The sequence below is a fragment of the Mycobacterium sp. GA-1841 genome, assembly GCF_001954135.1.
Taxonomy (GTDB): Bacteria; Actinomycetota; Actinomycetes; order Mycobacteriales; family Mycobacteriaceae; genus Mycobacterium.
Genome location: NZ_MBEQ01000045.1, coordinates 1 through 17,579, shown reverse-complemented (window position 1 = coordinate 17,579; position 17,579 = coordinate 1). Strand labels below are relative to the sequence as shown.

At 66.6% G+C, this 17,579-nt stretch carries 15 protein-coding genes; 8 read left to right on the top strand and 7 right to left on the bottom strand.

The genetic code is table 11. From position 1 onward, the window contains the following. The first annotated feature begins 75 nt into the window (after positions 1–75). The gene (locus A5740_RS11135; protein WP_076194021.1) at positions 76–627 is read left to right on the top strand and encodes a hypothetical protein; all 552 of its coding nucleotides are present in this window, start codon (positions 76–78) and stop codon (positions 625–627) included. Positions 628–706: 79 nt separating this feature from the next. Here the strand turns inward: A5740_RS11135 and A5740_RS11130 are convergent, their stop codons facing one another. Further along, positions 707–1,837: a nitronate monooxygenase gene (locus A5740_RS11130; protein WP_076194019.1), complete on the bottom strand. Its 1,131-nt coding sequence runs from the start codon at positions 1,835–1,837 to the stop codon at positions 707–709. A 193-nt stretch (positions 1,838–2,030) separates the two neighbouring features. Between A5740_RS11130 and A5740_RS11125 the strand changes: the two genes are divergently transcribed. Then, positions 2,031–2,795, top strand: a complete 765-nt coding sequence (locus A5740_RS11125; protein WP_076194018.1) for an HAD family phosphatase — start codon at positions 2,031–2,033, stop codon at positions 2,793–2,795. Here the strand turns inward: A5740_RS11125 and A5740_RS28295 are convergent. Further along, the gene (locus A5740_RS28295; protein ID WP_139335071.1) at positions 2,792–5,179 is read right to left on the bottom strand and encodes a hypothetical protein; all 2,388 of its coding nucleotides are present in this window, start codon (positions 5,177–5,179) and stop codon (positions 2,792–2,794) included. The two genes, A5740_RS11125 and A5740_RS28295, sit on opposite strands and share 4 nt — an antisense overlap. A 655-nt stretch (positions 5,180–5,834) precedes the next feature. Here A5740_RS28295 and A5740_RS11115 point away from each other — a divergent pair. After that, on the top strand, positions 5,835–6,347 hold the full coding sequence (locus A5740_RS11115) for a DUF4145 domain-containing protein (protein ID WP_254849144.1): 513 nt from the start codon (positions 5,835–5,837) through the stop codon (positions 6,345–6,347). 39 nt (positions 6,348–6,386) lie between these two features. Further along, a complete protein-coding gene (locus A5740_RS11110) occupies positions 6,387–7,118 on the top strand; it encodes a DUF2511 domain-containing protein (RefSeq protein WP_083654041.1) in 732 nt (243 codons plus the stop codon). 37 nt (positions 7,119–7,155) lie between these two features. Here the strand turns inward: A5740_RS11110 and A5740_RS11105 are convergent, their stop codons facing one another. After that, positions 7,156–8,232 carry a diacylglycerol kinase gene (locus A5740_RS11105; RefSeq protein ID WP_076194011.1) on the bottom strand — a complete coding sequence of 359 codons (1,077 nt, stop codon included), beginning with the start codon at positions 8,230–8,232 and terminating at the stop codon, positions 7,156–7,158. Between the two features lie 117 nt (positions 8,233–8,349). On the opposite strand from A5740_RS11105, the gene A5740_RS11100 reads away from it, so the two are divergent. The 4 genes from A5740_RS11100 to A5740_RS11085 all read left to right on the top strand — a co-directional run bounded on the left by A5740_RS11100 (position 8,350) and on the right by A5740_RS11085 (position 13,536). Beyond that, positions 8,350–9,087: a glucose 1-dehydrogenase gene (locus A5740_RS11100; RefSeq protein ID WP_076194009.1), complete on the top strand. Its 738-nt coding sequence runs from the start codon at positions 8,350–8,352 to the stop codon at positions 9,085–9,087. 183 nt (positions 9,088–9,270) lie between these two features. After that, positions 9,271–11,997, top strand: coding sequence for a glycoside hydrolase (locus A5740_RS11095; RefSeq protein WP_076194144.1), 2,727 nt, complete (start codon positions 9,271–9,273; stop codon positions 11,995–11,997). A 9-nt stretch (positions 11,998–12,006) separates the two neighbouring features. Next, entirely contained in the window at positions 12,007–12,231 is a 225-nt protein-coding gene (locus tag A5740_RS11090) for a hypothetical protein (protein ID WP_076194008.1), read from the top strand. 36 nt (positions 12,232–12,267) lie between these two features. Next, the gene (locus A5740_RS11085) at positions 12,268–13,536 is read left to right on the top strand and encodes a competence/damage-inducible protein A (protein ID WP_076194007.1); all 1,269 of its coding nucleotides are present in this window, start codon (positions 12,268–12,270) and stop codon (positions 13,534–13,536) included. On the opposite strand, the gene A5740_RS11080 is transcribed toward A5740_RS11085, so the two are convergent. From A5740_RS11080 to A5740_RS11065, 4 genes are all read right to left on the bottom strand, one after another. Next, positions 13,533–14,444: an alpha/beta fold hydrolase gene (locus tag A5740_RS11080; RefSeq protein WP_076194005.1), complete on the bottom strand. Its 912-nt coding sequence runs from the start codon at positions 14,442–14,444 to the stop codon at positions 13,533–13,535. The two genes, A5740_RS11085 and A5740_RS11080, sit on opposite strands and share 4 nt — an antisense overlap. 27 nt (positions 14,445–14,471) lie before the next feature. Continuing rightward, positions 14,472–15,365, bottom strand: a complete 894-nt coding sequence (locus A5740_RS11075) for a fructose bisphosphate aldolase (RefSeq protein WP_076194143.1) — start codon at positions 15,363–15,365, stop codon at positions 14,472–14,474. 51 nt (positions 15,366–15,416) lie between these two features. Then, positions 15,417–16,892: an amidase gene (locus A5740_RS11070; RefSeq protein WP_076193998.1), complete on the bottom strand. Its 1,476-nt coding sequence runs from the start codon at positions 16,890–16,892 to the stop codon at positions 15,417–15,419. A 15-nt stretch (positions 16,893–16,907) separates the two neighbouring features. After that, the coding region (locus tag A5740_RS11065; protein ID WP_254849143.1) for a hypothetical protein at positions 16,908–17,579 on the bottom strand (672 nt) is incomplete at its 5' end.

The following is a 17,579-nucleotide window of genomic DNA, read 5'->3' as shown; positions in this document are numbered from 1 at the left end:
TAACGGTTGGACGAGCGCTGCGATGCACTCAGCGCTACCATCTGTCCCCGGAGCAACAGCAGGAGGCCATCGAAGATGCGTGTCGATATCCGAAGGTTCGTGTTCGCCTTGGCGTGCGGTGTGTCAGGGCCGGCCGTCGCCTTGTCGGTGATCGCCTCGGCAGCCGCGGATCCGGGCACCCCGCCGGCGCCTCCCGCGCCGGCTCCGGCACCGGCCGCACCGGGCGCGGCCGCGCCCGTGGCCGCAGATCAGCCGGCCCCGGCGGCCGAGGGGATCCCGCACCTGGCCAGCCCGGATGCGCTGCCGCCCGGAGCGACGATGGACCCCACCGGGCAGGGAACTGAAACTCCCAACTTGAGCTACCTGAAGGATCTGTGGCATGCCGTGCAGAGCCAAGAGATCAGCGGCAAGGAGGCGCTGATCCTCGGCCTGGCGCAACGCGGGATGAACACGCCCGTCCCGAACGAGATCCAGGGCCCGAACGTGCCGCTCTCGCCGGCCGCGCCGCCTGCCCCGGCGGCAGCGCCCGGCCAGCCGGCTCCCGCAGCCCCGGCAGCGCCTGCCCCGGCTGTCCCGGCACCACCGGTGCCCGCTGCTCCCGGCGCCGCGCCGGTGCCACTGCCCTGACAGGCCGCGAGCTTCTGAAAACGACGAATGGCTGCGAAATCGCGAGATTTCGCAGCCATTCGTTTCATGTTGACCCGGGTTACACGCCCGCGGCCTCGTTCAGGGCGTTCAGCGCGCCCGTCGCCTCCAGGTATTCCTGCACCCAGCGCTCGATCACCGCGGAGGTCTTCTCGACCTTCTTGAACTGGCCGACCACCTGACCCACCGGGTTGAACGCAACGTCGACGCTCTCGTTGGGGTACTTGTGTGTCGCCGCGACGGCCATGCCGGACACCATGTACTGCAACGGCATGCCCAGCGGCTTCGGGTTGTCCGGGTTTTCCCAGGCCTCGGTCCAGTCGTTGCGCAGCATGCGGGCCGGCTTACCGGTGAACGAGCGGCTGCGCACGGTGTCCTTGCTGGTGGCCTTGGCGTACGCGGCGTGCTGCTGTTCGGTGTGCTCGCTCTCTTCGACCATGACCCACTGGGATCCGGTCCAGGCGCCCTGGGCGCCGAGCGCCAGGGCCGCGGCGATCTGCTGGCCGCTGCCGATACCCCCGGCGGCCAGCACCGGAACCGGGGCCACCTCCTTGACCACCTGGGGCCACAACACGATCGAGCCGATCTCGCCGCTGTGACCGCCGGCCTCGCCCCCCTGGGCGATGATGATGTCGACGCCGGCGTCGGCATGCTTGCGGGCCTGTGTCGGCGAACCGCACAGCGCCGCCACCTTGCGCCCCTCGGCGTGGATGCGGTCGATCATGTCTTTCGGCGGGGTGCCCAGCGCGTTGGCGATCAGCGTCATCTTGGGGTGCTTCAACGCGATCTCGACCTGCGGTGTCGCGGTGGCCTCGGTCCAGCCGAGCAGTTGCAGGGCGTCGTCGTCGCTGTGGTCGACCGGCACGCCGTGGTCGGCGAGGATCTTCTTGGCGAAGTCGAGGTGTTCCTGGGGCACCAGGGACTGCAGCATGCCCTTGAGGTCGTCGGCGGACATGTTGGCGTCCATGCCCTCGTACTTGTTCGGGATCACGATGTCCACGCCGTACGGGTGGTCGCCGATGTGCTCGTCGATCCAGTTGAGCTCGATCTCGAGCTGTTCGGGGGTGAACCCGACGGCGCCGAGCACGCCGAAGCCACCGGCCTTGCTGACGGCGACCACGACATCGCGACAGTGGGTGAACGCGAAGATCGGGACGTCGATCCCGAGCTCGTCGCAGAGTGCGGTGTGCATTCTCCAGCTCCTTGTAGTGATGGTGCGGTTTTGGGAGTCCTCGGCCGGATGGGCTCGGGACAGAAATGGAACGTGTTCTAGTTTAGTACCACCGAGGGCCCGTTGGGGGCACGACCCGGCAGATTCGTGTCAGTTCGGCGACGAATGGCACTCCGACTGGCCGGGTGTCGTACCTGCTTGGTGTACTAGCTGCATGGGCCGCACGCTGTCGCCACCCGAATCACTCGAGGAGATCGGGTTCGGTCCGGGCGGGGCGCAGGTCGGCGCGTTCTTCGACCTCGACGGCACCTTGGTGGACGGCTTCACCGCGACCGCGCACGCCGGGCATCGCATCCGGCGCCGACAGGCGGCGTTCGGTGAGATCGCCGGGATCGTCGAGGCCTCGGTGCGCTATCGGATCGGCCGGATGCCGTTCGAACGGCTGTTGGTGCGCGCGGCCGGGTACCTGCGCGGTGAATCGCTCGTCGAACTCGACGAGTTGGGCGAGTACCTGTTCGAGAATCGGATCGCCCGGCGGCTCTACCCGCACATGCGTGAGGTGGTGCGTCGGCACCAGGACCGCGGCCATACCGTCGTGATGAGTTCCTCGGCCTTGACCATCCATGCCGAGCCGGTGGCGCGTCACCTCGGGATCGACCATGTGCTGTGCAACCACTTCCAGACCGACGGTCAGGGCCGGCTGACTGGTGGCATCGTGGAGCCGATCATCTGGGGGCCACGTAAAGCCACTGCCGTGCAGGAATTTTGCCGCGCCAACCAGATCGAGCTGGCCGGCAGCTATTTCTATGCCGACGGTGACGAGGACGGTGCGCTGATGCGGCTGGTCGGGCATCCTCGTCCGGTCAACCCGCGACCGCGGCTGGTTGCCGCGGCGGCCGATCATGGCTGGCCGGTGCTGACGCTGCCCCGGCCCGGGGGTCGTCGCCGAGGCGAGGGCAGGCTGCGGCCGGGCGCCTAGCTGTTTACGCACTTGCAGTACGGGCTCGCCGGAGTCCCGATCTGGCTCTGAGGAACGCTGCTAGCGTGCACCACCACCCGCACCGAACATGTCGGCTGGCACCCGTATAAGACCGTGATCGCTGGCGTGGTGAAGCTTCCGTCAGCGCCCACGTAGTAGGGCCCATAACTTCCCGTACCCGGAGCCTCCTCGCCACAGATGTGCGTCTGACCGAAAGCGGTGTAGATGCCATCGAACTCTGCGGTAATAGTGACCGAACTACCGGGCGGTGTTGTGGGGAAATCTTTTCCGGTGACCACAAATTCAACGCCTCCAGGCAGAGGCTTGCAGGTGTAGGTACAACTCGGCACTTTTGGCGGGGTCGGTGGCTTCGGGGGATTGCTGCCGCCACCGTCGGTGCTGCCGGTTGGTTTGACGGGCGTGGTGAGACTGATCGTTCCGGCCCACGGCGAGTAGCCGGGAGCTGTGACTTGGACAGGTACCGAATTGCCCTGTCCTGGCGCAGCCCATGGGAATGTCTTGTTGGTTTGAGCGACGACGCTGCCGGAAATCAACACATCACCTGCGACCGGTACCGAATTGCGTTGTGGATCAGTCGCAGTCACCAACATGTTGCGTACTGCGTTCTGTTCCACCGAGTGCGGGGCAATCGACACCGACAGGGTTCCCAGTTGTACTGTGACGGTGTTGCTTTGATTCTCCGTGGCATCGGGATGGCACAGGCTTTGAAACACGGTGATTTGGTCGTGTTCGAACAGCTGACCTGTATAGATCGGGATCCGGTCTGCCCACGCGTATGACGACCAAAATGTCTGTCCGCCGGGATGCTTGTCGCCAATTACACGAACAACAACCCGAGCACCAACTACCAGCCGGTCCACCACCACGGCTGTGTCGGTTGGGTACACGGGATCGTCGATCACCAGATTCCGCAATGGTGCTTCTCGGTCAGATTCGACGGGCCGGGGATCGGAGTGCATGACCGACTCTTGGCAGCCAACCGTGCATGCCCACACCGTGTCACCGACGATGAGGCCAGAGGTCGGCACACTGACCGTGGGAGCGGTGGCCTTTACTCGTCCGATCCGACCGCCCATCCATTGGGAAGGGTCGTCGAGCCGCCCGCCGCGAAAGCTCGAATGCACACTGACCCACGAACCGGGTCGTACGCCCTCGACCCTCACGTATGCCGCGCAAGCCCAGAGATGTTCATCGGGAAGTGTGGGCTGTACGGGTGCGCCTAGCGGCTCCATTGGCACCGCTGGCGACAATTGACTGGTCCAACCGCACGCGGTCTGCGATATCGCCAGCCGCGGCGGTGAATCGGGCAGTTGCGCTGGGTGCTGCTGGACCGAGTTTATCGGAATTGTCGACTCGGGTTCGGGCGCTGGAAAACTTCCCCGTCCCAGTACCTGCTGTACATCCCCATCTGCGGTCGTGTAGATCGCGAACACCGTGTAGTCGGCGCCGGCCTCCACGTTGAGCAACTGCAGTTCGGTGGCGTCGCGGCATACCGGCGGCACGATCAGCGGAGGATGAATGACGCGCGGCACAACCTCAAACTTCTCGGAAGGGTCGCTTGGCGCGATTTCACACCTCGGCGATACCTCGTGCGTAACCGATACCACATCGCCGGCCTGGAATGGCTCAGGCATCCAGAATTGCGTATGCCCGTCGCGGGCAACACCGAAGAATTCGACTGATACTCCTGCCCGTTCACGGGTGATCGTGGTGTCGACGCCATTGATCGTGCCGTCGAGATCGACACACCATCCGCAATCGAGTGCTCCAGTTACTGTGGCGGACAGCAATTTGCGGTCGTCGCCGAACGGCACCGTGACTATTGGCATCGGATAGCGCGCATCCGAGGTCTGCCCTCCAGCGATTTGACGAACAATCAAAGGGCCGGTGCTCACAGCGGGGTCCAGTTGGCAGGCCGCCGAACCGTTATATGTCTGACCGTGTCCACGCAGCGAGGCGGCTCCGATCGCGCCGCCGGCGCCGGGCTGGTGTACCTCGAATCGCGCCCCAGGGGTCAGACCGGATACGCGAACATTCTGCGCGCACGCATACACGACCCCTACCACCTGAGCTTGACCCAAGGTGGAAGGAACCGCCTGCACGATAACCGCATCCGGCGACGGGGCGCTGACCTCTTGCCCGTCCTCTTGCGTCGCAGTGATCGCAGCACCGACCTGCAGGGGCAGATATGCCGGATTCACCGCGACCTCATCCCGGCCGGCGGATGCGCCCTGCTTAGCGCCGATCTCAGTGCCATTGACCCAGAGCCGCAGCGTAGTTGCGGCTTGGTGGTTTTCAACCCTGACCGTCGAATTGAGTGCAGTTAGTTCTCCTACCACCTTGGGTGGCAATAGATCTGGCATTTTGTGCACCTCAATCGGACCGCCGATATGGGTGAGCCCCCAGATGATATTAACGCCGCCGTTGTCGATCCTCGCTGGAATTCCCGGTTACGCGCCTGCCCTATCGTCGCGATTGCAAATGGGGAATAGCCGGCAGCGTCCTAGCACAGGCTTATGTGGAGGCGTAGCCGCGCTCGGAGGTTTACCTGCCGACAAAGCCAGAGTGTGCAGGGGAGTCCCGAAGACCGGCTATTCTGCGGTTTCTCGCGCAAGAACCGCGCCGCGGGCGTGCCGTTGCCCCCAGAAAGGTGATCGATGGCTGATCCCGACACGTTGCCGACTGCCTCCGACCTCGCGGGTATGTGTCCGCGCTGCGGCAGAGTGTCCAACTTTAGGCTCGTGCATTCCGAACAACTGCGGTTCCTCGGCGACCGTTGGACCGGCCGCAGCGGGCGTCGGCCTCGATGCAGCCAGTGGAGGGACGCACCGTCGAGCAGGTCTCGGTGATCGGCTGCATGGGCTGCGAGGAGAAATCCGTCGTGGTTGAGGCCGAAATCAACGACCAGTACGGGATGCAGGGCGTGTATTGGTGGCCCACCGACCACCTCGCCTACCTGGAGCATGCGGCCGGGCTGCCGCAGCCGAGGCGTACGGCGAGGGAGTTCGCTGCCTGGCCGTGCAGTCGCCCAATGCGGCCGCGGCAATGTTCCGTACCACCATCGCCCAGATTGTCCAGGACAAGGGCAGCGAGGCGGCAAAAAGTGCCGGCACATTGAACAAAGCGATCAAACAGATGGTCGCCGATCGTGCCCTGTTCGAGGACTTCGGAGACTGGGCCCACCGCATCCGCACCACGGGCAACGCCGGTGCACACGGTGAGGCCTTCGATCCGGTCACCCAGGACCAAGCCGCCGAGCTGAAAGTGTTCATCCGCGAGCTGATCAACTTCCTCTACGTGCAACCTGCACGACGGGCCGCAGCGCGGCCCGCCACGAGGAAAGCCGACCCCGCCGCCGGTCGCCGACACCACGCAGAGCTGACCACTCGGGCATCTTTGGCAGATGGTGTGGCCCTTGGGAACCGCCACCCCAATTGCCCCGACGAAGGCCACCCAATGGCAGTGCACGGCCCTCGGCGGCCAGGCACGAAAAACCTAAACTCCAGCCGGAGTCGCCGGTGCGGTCGGTAGTCTTCCCGGGTTGGGAACCGGGGGGAGGAGTGATCGAGCATGAGGTACCTGGGGAGCACGGCTGCTATTGCGTTGGTGATGCTGGCGGGCTGCAGCACAGGGGAACACAGCTCACCGACTACGACGCCGTCACCGAGCGAGACGACTGCCGCTGCAGGACCGTCAGAAACGCCGCCTACGACGTCTACACCCGACCGGCAGGCAGCGGGCTACGTGAGCCGCGAGACCTGGTCGGACGGCCCATGGCCCCTCACTGTCGACGAAGCCGTACTCGAATGTCAGGGCGACGGCCTCGTGACGATCACAGCCGGAGAATCGAAGTACTCCCTGAACGCGGCAGCCCACGCCCAGACCGGCCTTCCCGACTATGCCGACCCCATCGGGCTCCCAGACCCCAACCGGCCCGGCTTCCACGTTGACGGCGGACCACTGATCCAGCGCGGCCTGGCGCTCTGCGATGGCCGAACCAGCCCAACTACGCCCGCCGGCGTCTCCAACAAGCCGGCCGGCCTCGTCCAACGCCAAACGTGGAACGACGGACCGTGGCCGTTCACCGTCGACACTGCAACCCTGCTGTGCACCAAAGGTGCAGACGGAGAACGAGTGACAGTCGTCGCCGACCGTGAGATGTACGCCCTCAACGGGACGGCGAAATCAGCGAAGTTATGGCCGCCCTTCGACCCGATCTGGCTGGACAATCCGAACACGCCTGGCCTGAAAGTCGACATCGGCCCGATGATTCAGCGTGGGCTCGCATTGTGCGGCGGATGACCAGTTCGACGCCGCGCCGGCGACATGCGGCAGGGGCCTAGTCGACTCTGTACAGCCCCTTGCCGGTGCCCAGCGGCAGATCGAGGGTGGTCCGGATACCCGGCGCGGCGGCCACCACATCGGGGATGGCGTTGACGATCCGGCCCGCCGCGGCCAGGATCGCCGCGTAGTTGTGGTCGCCGCGGCTGCTCGTCGGGCAGATGTCGACGACATAGGACGGTTCGCCGGTGATCTCGACCCGGTACGAGCCGCCCGGCTGGGCCGGCTGGGCCCAGTCGGGGCGCAGGTCCTCGCGCACCCGGGTGATGTGCTCGACGACGATCACCGGTTTGCCGCCCACGATGCCGTTGATCTCGAAGCGCATGGCCGCCACCGTGCCCTTGGCGATCACGCCGGTGGCGACCTCGATGTCCTCGGGAGCGGGCTCCAGTTCGTAGCTCTCGGTGATCTCCTCGACCTCGACACCCAGGCCGGCCGCCAGCATCTTGATCGCGGTGCCCCAGGCGGCGCTGAGGATGCCGGGGTAGAACAGCATGCCCGGGCGATCCATCGGATTGCCGAAGCCCATCACGATCGACATCACTTCGGCGCCGTCGTAGGTGGCGTAGTCGGCGATCTCCATGGTCTTGATCTGGTCGATGCGCTGGCAGGTGCTGGCGATGGCGAACGGCACCAGGTCGGTGGCGAATCCGGGATCGACCCCGGTGATGTACACAGTCGAATTCCCGCTTTGGGCAGCATCTTCCACGCGGTCGATGGCCTTCTGTGGCATGGCGCCCCACGGGAATTGCAGACCGCCGGGGGCCGATCCCACCACGTTGATCCCGGCTGACAGCGCCGCCGTCACATCGCGGGTTGCCTCGACCGGCCGGGTGTCGCCCATCGCGCAGTACACCAGGCAGTCCGGCTTGGCCGCCAGCACGGCCTCCATGCCCTGGGTCGCGATCACTCCGGTGACCACGTCCAGCCCGGCCAGCTCGCCGGCGTCGGTGCCGACCTTGTCGTCGTTGGACACGCCGACGGCCACCAGTTCGAACCGGGGGTCCTCGATCAGTTGGATCAGTGCCAGCGCGCCGCAGTTTCCGGTTCCGAACAGTCCGACGCGGATGGCCATGGTGCTCCTTGCGAAATCTTGTTACCGACGACTTACCGACGACGTGAGTATGCGGCCTGAACGGCGAAATTGGAACATGTTCTATTTTCGCATTCCGGTGCGGTAGCCTCACGCGTCATGGGACGGGTAGACGGAAAAGTTGCACTCATCAGCGGTGGCGCACGGGGAATGGGTGCCGAGCACGCCCGGGCGCTGGTCGCCGAAGGTGGCAAGGTGGTAATCGGCGACATCCTCGACGACGAGGGCGCAGAATTGGCGGCCGAGCTCGGGGATTCAGTGCGCTACGTACATCTCGACGTCACCGCCGAAGACCAGTGGAACGCCGCGGTGGACACTGCCGTCTCCGAGTTCGGGTTGCTCAATGTGCTGGTGAACAACGCCGGCATCGTCGCGCTCGGGCAGATCGGCAAATTCGATATGGCCCAGTGGCAGAAGGTGATCGACGTCAACCTGACCGGCACCTTCCTGGGGATGCAGGCCTGCGTCAAGGCGATGAAGACCGCCGGCGGCGGGTCGATCATCAACGTCTCGTCCATCGAGGGTCTGCGCGGAGCAGCGATGGTGCATCCGTATGTCGCCTCGAAGTGGGCGGTGCGCGGCCTGACCAAGTCCGCGGCGCTGGAGCTGGGCTCCAAGCAGATCCGGGTCAACTCGATCCACCCCGGGTTCATCCGTACCCCGATGACCGAGCACTTTCCCGAGGACATGCTGACGATCCCGCTGGGCCGGCCCGGGCAACCCGACGAGGTGTCCAGCTTCGTGGTGTTCCTGGCCAGCGACGAGTCGCGTTACGCCACCGGCGCCGAGTTCGTCATGGACGGTGGCCTCGTCAACGACGTCCCGCACAAGCTGTAGAGGGTGCACCGCCCGTGCGGGGCGGTTCCGGTCACGGCAGAATGACCCCGGCACGGCACCGACTCGGTACCCGGTGCCGCACCGGTCTTTGAGGAGCTGCCCATTTCCGCCCGGAACCGTCGCGCCGGCCTGACCTTTTCGGGTCTCGCGGGTGTTGTTCTGTCCGCACTGTTGGTCGTGTCGCTGTGTGCCGCCGATTTTCCGTCGTTCGCCAAGCCGGAACCGCCGTCGGGGCGCATCGAGATCGCACAGGGCTGGCAGCTCGCGTCGGCGCGGACCGTGCGCGCCGACGGCGCGACGCTGTCCTCGCCCGGCCCCGTCGATGCCGACTGGCACGAGGTCAAACGCATGCCGTCGACGGTTCTGGCGGCGCTGCAGGACGACGGTACATATCCCGACCTGTACGTCGGAGACAACCTGGCCACGGTGCCCGACGACCTGTTCCGCCAGGACTGGTGGTACCGGACCACGTTCAGCGCCCCGGCCGGCAGCTCCAGCTATCGCCTGGACTTTCCCGGGATCAACTACCGCGCCGAGGTCTGGCTCAACGGCACGATGATCGCCGGCAGTTCACTGCTGGTGGGCATGCATACGATCCACGAGATCGACGCGACCCCCTGGATCAATCCCGGCGGGGCCAACACGCTGGCGGTCAAGGTGACCCCGGAACAGTCGTTGCAGGACATCGACGGCGTCGAGCTGGCCGACAGCTGGTGGGACTGGCTCAACTGGAACCGCATCGGCTACCAGGGCCCCGACAAGAACCCGTTGCGCGGCAATTCCTATGTGGCCGATCGCAATGCGGGCATCTTCAAACCGGTCTACCTCAGCTACTCGGGTCAAGTCGTGCTCAGTGATCCGCTGGTCACCACCGAGCTGCCGTTGCCGGCCACCGACTCGGCCCGGCTCACCGTGTACTCCGACATCCGTAACACCGCCGACGTCCCGATGCGCGGCGTGGTGCGGGCCCGCATCAGCCGGCCCGGGAAGCCGACCATCTCAGTGGATCAGGCGGTCGACCTGGCACCGGGGGAGCGCCGCGAAATCCGGTTCGACCCGGACACTTTCACCGCATTACGGGTGAGCAACCCCGACCTGTGGTGGCCCTACACCATGGGCAAGCCCGACTTGTACGACCTTCGGCTGGAGTTTCTGCGGTACGGCAGGCCCACCGACACCGTGGATTCCCGGTTCGGTATCCGCACCGTGGCACAACACCGCGACACCGACGAGCAGTTCCCTGCTCTCGGGCGCGGCGGCAGCTTCTATCTGACCGTCAACGGGCGTGACTTCCTCGTCCGGGGGGCGGCCTACACCCCGGATCTGCTGTTTCAATACGACCCGCCGCGGGAAGACGCGATCCTCGCCTACGTCCGCGATCTCGGGCTCAATATGTTGCGTCTGGAGGGAAAGTTCCCGGGCGACAACATCATCGAGCGAGCCGACGAACTCGGGATCCCCCTGATGTACGGGTGGATGTGCTGCAACCAGTGGGAGAAGTGGTGGCAGTGGGACGACGAGGATCGCCGGGTGGCCGACGAGAGCATGCGCTCGCAGATCCTGTCCCTGCGCGGGCACGCGTCGGCCTTCCTGTGGGCCAACGGAAGTGACGGCAAGCCGCCGGCGGCGGTGCTCGCCGGGTATCACGGCATCCTGCATGATCTGCACTGGTCGAACACCGTCGTCGACACGGTGTCGTCACTGGCCCGCGGCGCCGACGGCGAGCCTGACTGGGACGGTATCCACATGGCCGGCCCGTACACCTGGCGCCCGCCGAGCTACTGGTTCAGCGGCCGGTATCAGGCCACCCGGGGCTCCAACGCCGAACAGGGCGACAACGAACACATTCCGCCGTTCGCGAGCCTGAAGAAGTTCATCCCGAAGGACTTGCTCTGGCCGATCAACGAGGCATGGTATTTCCACGCCGGCGCCAACCCGAGCAACGCCGCGCTGGAGAGCATCCGGACCGCGGTGGTCCAACGATACGGATCCTCGCGCAGCGCAGAGGAGTTCGCCGGCAAGGCGCAACTGGCGCACTACGAGTCGACCCGGGCCCAGTTCGAGGCTTTCGCCGCCGGCGGCTGGGACAACCACAAGATGACAATCTACTGGATGCTCAACAGTCACTGGCCGTCGTTCTTCGGCCACATCTTCGACTACTACCTGCGTCCGGGCGGTGCCTACTACGGGGCCAAAAAGGGTCTGCGTCCGCTGTCGGTGGTGTTCGACGCCTATGCCACCGGCGATCACGACACCGCCAATGTGACCGTGGTCAACCAGTCACCCGAGGAGCGGACGGGCCTGCGGGTGCGGGTGCGCACCTACGACCTGACCGGGCGGATGCGCGACGACCGTACCGCCGCGGTGCCGGCCGTGCCGTCCAACGGCGTCGCGCCCGGGCTGACGCTGCCGCGACTGGCTTCCGATTCACCGGTGGTCTTCGTTCGTTGCGAACTGCTCGACGAGACCGGTGCCATCGTCGCCGACAACACCTACTGGCAGTCGCAGCAGCTCGACGATGTCGGCCCGCCGGTCAATGATCAGGCGTTCGATCTCGTGCAGAGCAGTTGGGCCGACCTGACCCCGCTGAACACCATGGCGCCGGCACCGGTGCAGGTGACCGCGCAACGCAGCGAGACAGCCGACGACCGTGTCGGCGTGCGGATCCGGCTGCACAATCCCGGCCGGCACATCGCGTTCTTCGAGCGGGCCGAGATCACCACCACCCGCGACGGCGACGAGATCCTGCCGATCGAGTATTCGGACAACTACGTCACGGTGTATCCGGGGGAGACGGTGGAGCTGACCGGCACGGTGAGTTCATCGGCGCCTGTCGCGAACTGGGTCCGGGTCAGTGGCTACAACAGTGCGCCGACGGTGGTGGCGATCGACCAGAAGGCACGACGATAGGATCGGCCGATGACCACAACCGATGAGCGCCATGAGCTCGGCCGGCTCGCCGAGAGTGCCGGATGGCAGCACCGTGACGTCGAGCGGGTGGACATCTACCAGCGCGATGCGACCCGGATCAGGGTGGTGTGGCAAGGCTCCGATGTGATCAGCGGGGCGACGCTGTACCAGGACGACATCATGATGACCTACACCCGCGACCTGCCGACCCTGAACGGATGGCTCAAGCGCTGAGCGGCTGACCGCGGTGCGCTGCGTAAGGTTCACATCGTGAGCGCACGCGCAGGCATCGTCGTAACCGGAACCGAAGTACTCACCGGCCGCATTCAGGACCGCAACGGCCCGTGGTTGGCTGATCAGCTCCTCGAGCTGGGAGTGGAACTCGCGCACATCACCATCTGCGGCGACCGCCCCGGTGACATCGCGGCGCAGCTGCAATTCCTGGCCTCCGAAGGCGTCGACCTGATCGTGACGAGCGGTGGGCTCGGCCCGACCGCCGACGATCTCACGGTCGCGACCGTGGCACAGTTCTGCGGTCGCGAGCTGGTCCTCGACGCACCGCTGGAGGAGCGGATCGCCGCGATCCTGCGCAGGCTGATGGGTGCCCGCGCGGAAGTGGACTTCGACTCGGTGCGCGCCGCCAACCGCAAGCAGGCGTTGGTGCCGGTGGGCGCCGAGGTGCTCGAACCCGTCGGGACCGCACCGGGCGTCGTCATCGCCGGCAGTCCGACGGTGGTGGTCCTCCCCGGTCCGCCGCGTGAGTTGCAACCCATGTGGTTCACCGCCGTGGAGACCGAGGCTGTGCAGCAGGCGATTTCGGGCCGCACCCGCTACACGCAGGAAACGGTACGGATGTTCGGGCTCGCCGAATCGGGTCTCGCCGAGACCTTGCGCGACGCCGAATCCGCGATCGCCGGATTCGATGCCCTGGAGATCACCACCTGCCTGCGCCGGGGTGAGCTCGAGATCGTCACCCGATATGAACCTGAGGCCGCCGACACCTACCGGGAACTGCTGGCACTACTGCGCGATCGGCACGGGGCCGCGTTGTTCTCCGCGGATGGGTCGACGGTGGACCAGCAGGTCGCCGCCCTGTTGGCCGGTCATCGCGTCGCCACGGCGGAATCCTGCACGGCCGGCCTGCTCGCGGCTCGGCTGGCCGATATGCCGGGTTGCTCGGATTATCTCGCCGGTGGCGTGGTGGCCTACGCCAACGAGGCCAAAGCCGAGATGCTCAACGTGGATCCAGGTTTGATCACCGAGTACGGTGCGGTGTCCGAACCGGTGGTCGAGTCGATGGTGACCGGCGCCCTGCACCATTTCGGCGTCGACACCGCGGTGGCCATCAGCGGGATCGCCGGTCCGGGCGGCGGCAGCCCGGACAAGCCGGTCGGCACCGTGTGTTTCTCGGTCCGGTCCGGATCGGCGTCGATCACCCGCACCATTCGCCTGCCGGGCAATCGATCCGATGTCCGCGAACGCGCCACCACGGTGGCGATGCACCTGCTGCGCCGGGCGCTCACCGGGACCGGCGACTAACCCGTCGCCTTGTCCCAGGTCGAGATCATCGTGCCCATGATCTCCTCTGCGCAGCCCAGACCACCGAGATGGCTCTCATAGGGCAGCTCGGTCATCACCGCATCGGGGAGCCGGGCCACCACGTGCTGACCGTGGGAGAACGGCACGATGTGGTCATGGTCGCCGTGCCACCAGTGCACCGGAACCTTGACCTCGTCGAGCCGGAAGCCCCAGTCGCGCTCGAACACCACGATGTCGTAGAACGGCGCGGCGAGTTGTTTACGACTGCCGTTGAGCAGGTCGTCGAGGAACATCGCCTTGAACTCGGGCCGGGCCAGCATGCGTCGATCGCCCTCGGGAGAGATCCGCGCGTAGATCTCCAGCGCGGGGGAGGCGACCGGACGGATCAACCGGATCAGCCCGGAGGCCGCCAGCCGGATCGGCGCACCCGCGACCTGGAGAACGGGGGCGACCACCGCACCGAGTTGCATGAGCGGACTGCTGATCGCGTCGGGGCCGACCATGGGCGCCACCCCGCCGAGCACCCCGGCCGCCATCACCCGGTCGGGCATGGCGGCCGCGGTGGCCAGCGTGTAGGGACCACCACCGGACAATCCGATGACGGCCAGCTTGTCGATGCCCAGCGTGTCGGCGATGGTGCGCAGATCGTCACCGAAATCCAGCACGCGGTCGTACTGGTGCGGCGTGGACGACCCGATACCGGGCCGGTCCACCCCGATCAACCGGATGTGGTTCCGCTCGGCATAGATCCGGGCCTCGGTCGGAATCTGGCGCCGCGCCCCCGGGGTGCCGTGCAGCCAGAACACGGCCCGGCCCTGCGGGTCGCCGAACTCGGCGAAGCCGAGTTGCCGTCCGTCGCCGACGGCCACATTGCCCTCGAGTTTGGGGCGATCGATCGGGATGACCATCTGCGGGCGCCTTCTGGAGATCCGCGACTAGCCCGCGATGGAGGCGTCGTAGATGGACTGGATGGACTTGTCCAGCGTGGCGTTGAACTCGTCGTCGCTCTGCTGGGCCGACAGGCCTTCGGTCAAGGCCCGGCTGAAGCTGGCGATCACACCGGTGTTCTGGGCGAGCAGCTTGTTGGCTTCGTCGCGCGAGTAACCACCGGACAGGGCCACCACCCGCATCACCTTGGGATGCTCGACCAGCGCCTGGTAGTGGTTGACCTCAGTCGGCAGGGTCAGCTTGAGCATGACCTTCTGGTCGGCGGGCAACGCATCGAGGTTCTTGGCGATCTCGTCACGCAGCAGGTTCTCGGCCTCGGCCTTGTCGGAGATCGAGATGGTCACCTCGGGCTCGATGATCGGGATCGGACCGTGCGAGAGCACCTGCCTGGCCACCTCGAATTGCTGGGCGACCACGGCGGCGATGCCGTCGGCGTTGGCCGCGCCGATCACCGAACGCTCCTTGGTGCCGAAGATGCCGCCCTTGGCCGCGCGGGCCAGCAGATCATCCAGCCCGGGCATCGGCTTCATCACCTGAACGCCGTCGGCGACCTCGGCCAGCCCCTTGTCGATCTTGAGCAGCGGAACGACGCCCTTGTCCTCCCAGAGGTAGGTCGCGGTGGGCTTGCCCTCGATGGTGCGGTCCATGGTCTGCTCGAACAGGATCGCGGCCAGCACCCGGTCACCGTTGAACACGGGCGAGGTGATGATGCGCGAGCGCATTTGGTGGATCAGGTCGAACATCTCGTCTTCGGAGGAGTAGGCGCTCTCTTCCACCCCGTAGAGCCGCAGGGCCTTGGGGGTCGAGCCACCGCTCTGGTCGAGCGCGGCGATGAACCCCTTGCCCGTGGTCATCTTGTCGGCCTGCTGCTGGTTCACCATGAGGTTGTCCACTCCTTTGAAGATGGCTGTCGCCTCAGAGGATATCGGCGGCTACGTCGTAGTGGTACCGGCCACCCATCGCGGCGGAATGTGAGCCGCCCACGGCGCTGCCTGCTCGAGTTCACCGGCGAGGCTCAGCAGTATCGCCTCGTCCGGCGCCATCAATTGGACACCGATCGGCAGACCGTCGCCGGTGCGGCCCAACGGCAGAGAAACCGCTGCCCAACCGGTCACATTGGCCAACGCCGTCCACCCGGTGGTGGCGAACTCGACGTCGAAAAAGGCTCGGGTCGTTCCCCGTGGCCGATTCAGCAGGCCGTAGGGCGGCGGGCCGGTCAGCAGCGTCGGCACCAGCAGCACATCGTGGCCGGCCATTCCCGCGGCGAACCGCCGGGTCTGCGCATGGACGGTGGCGATGGCGTCTGCGTAGGCCGGGCCCGTGGTGGCGAAACCCTCTCGCACCATCACCCAGGTGCTCGCCTCGAACTCGTCCTCGCGCGGCGCCCGGCCCAGGTGAGCTGTGGCCAGCTCATGTAGTCCGGCATTGCTCACCGCGTGCAGCACCGCGACGGCGTCGGCCACCGCATCCGGGTCGATCGCCGGCGCGCCGGGCTCCACCCGGTGCCCGAGGCTTTCCAGCAGCCGGCCGGTGGCCTCGACCGCTGAGACCACCTCGGGATCGATCCGGTCGGTGGGAAACGGCGACGAGGTGGCGAGCAGGACGCGCTGTGCCGGCGGCGTCCGCCCGACCGTGTCGAGGAACGGACGGGTCGGGATGGCGGCCGTGTAGGGGTCACCCGGTGCGCTGCCGGTGATGACGTCGAGCAACGCCGCACAGTCGCGGACCGTCCGGGTCAACGCATGGTTGTTCACCAGACCCTCGAGTCCGTGGCCGCCGTCGGGTGCGAACGAAGCCCGGCCGCGCCGCGGCTTGAGGCCGACCAGTCCACAACACGACGCCGGCACCCGGATCGAACCGGTGCCGTCTCCGCCCGAAGCGGCCGGCACCACGCCGGCGGCCACGGCCGCCGCCGAACCACCGCTGGACCCGCCCGGGGTCACCGCCGGCGACCAGGGATTCGCCGTGGCGCCGAACAGCACCGGCTCGGTCGTGCAGTGGTTGCCCCATTCCGGGGTGTTGGTCTTGCCGAACACCACCAGGCCCGCATCCAGATAGCGCTGCACCGTCCACGCGGTGTCTGCTGACACATGGTCGGAAAATGCCACCGAGCCCATCGCTTCGCGGGTGCCCGCCAGCGCTGTCCCGAGATCCTTGAGCAGGAACGGCACCCCGGCCAGCGGACCGGCCTGCCCCGAACGCAGCACACCGGACCCGTCGAGTGCGGCGGCCTGCGATCGTCCCCGCTCGAACAGGTCGAGGATCACGGCGTTGAGGCCGCGGGACGCCTCGAGCCGGGTGATCGCCGCGTCGAGAAGTTCTACTGCGGTCACCTCGCCGGCTGCGGCCAGCGCCGCCTGCCCGATCGCGTCGGTGCCGGCCAGTTCGAATGCCGATGTCGAATTCATCCGTCGCGCTCCGGGTTACCGCGGCGCCAAGACGACCGGAGTCGACAGGATCTCCCGGTACTCGACCATCGGCTCGCGCTTGAGCACCGCGCTTCCGGACGTGACGAGTAACTCGGTCGGGGAGACCGCGTAGTCGACCTGGTAATTCCGTGCCACGAACCGGCGTCCGGGCGTGGGATCGGCGGACGCCGCGAGCGCGGCCGAGTCCGAGAGCCGCACCCCGTGATACTCAAGGCGGCCACTGCGATCCAGGCAGATCACCACGAGTGAGCCCGCGGTACGCCCGATCGCCCGTGCCGTCTGGTACTCCCGGCAGCGGGCCTGCGAGTCGACAAAGCCAGAGCTGTCGAATGCGAACGCCGCGGCAGCTGTGGCCGCGGCCGGTTCGGGAACGCGGCGCGGTGCCGGCGGAATCGGTTTCACCTCATAGGTTCTGGCGCCGACGGCATAGACCGAATCCTTCGCGGAGAGCTTGGCGGCCAACGTGGTGACGATGACGAATGCGGTGAGCAGCGAGCTGACCATGGCGGCTGCGGCCACCCCGATCCCTACCGGTAACCAGCGCCGCTGTGGCGCCTTCCGGTGCCGTCCGCCGCGGGTCGGCGGACACATCGGATGCGGTGTGGAAACTGGGCAGGTGACCAAGCTGGCTCCCGGGAACGGCGGTGTGGTGGGCGGGTCCAGCGG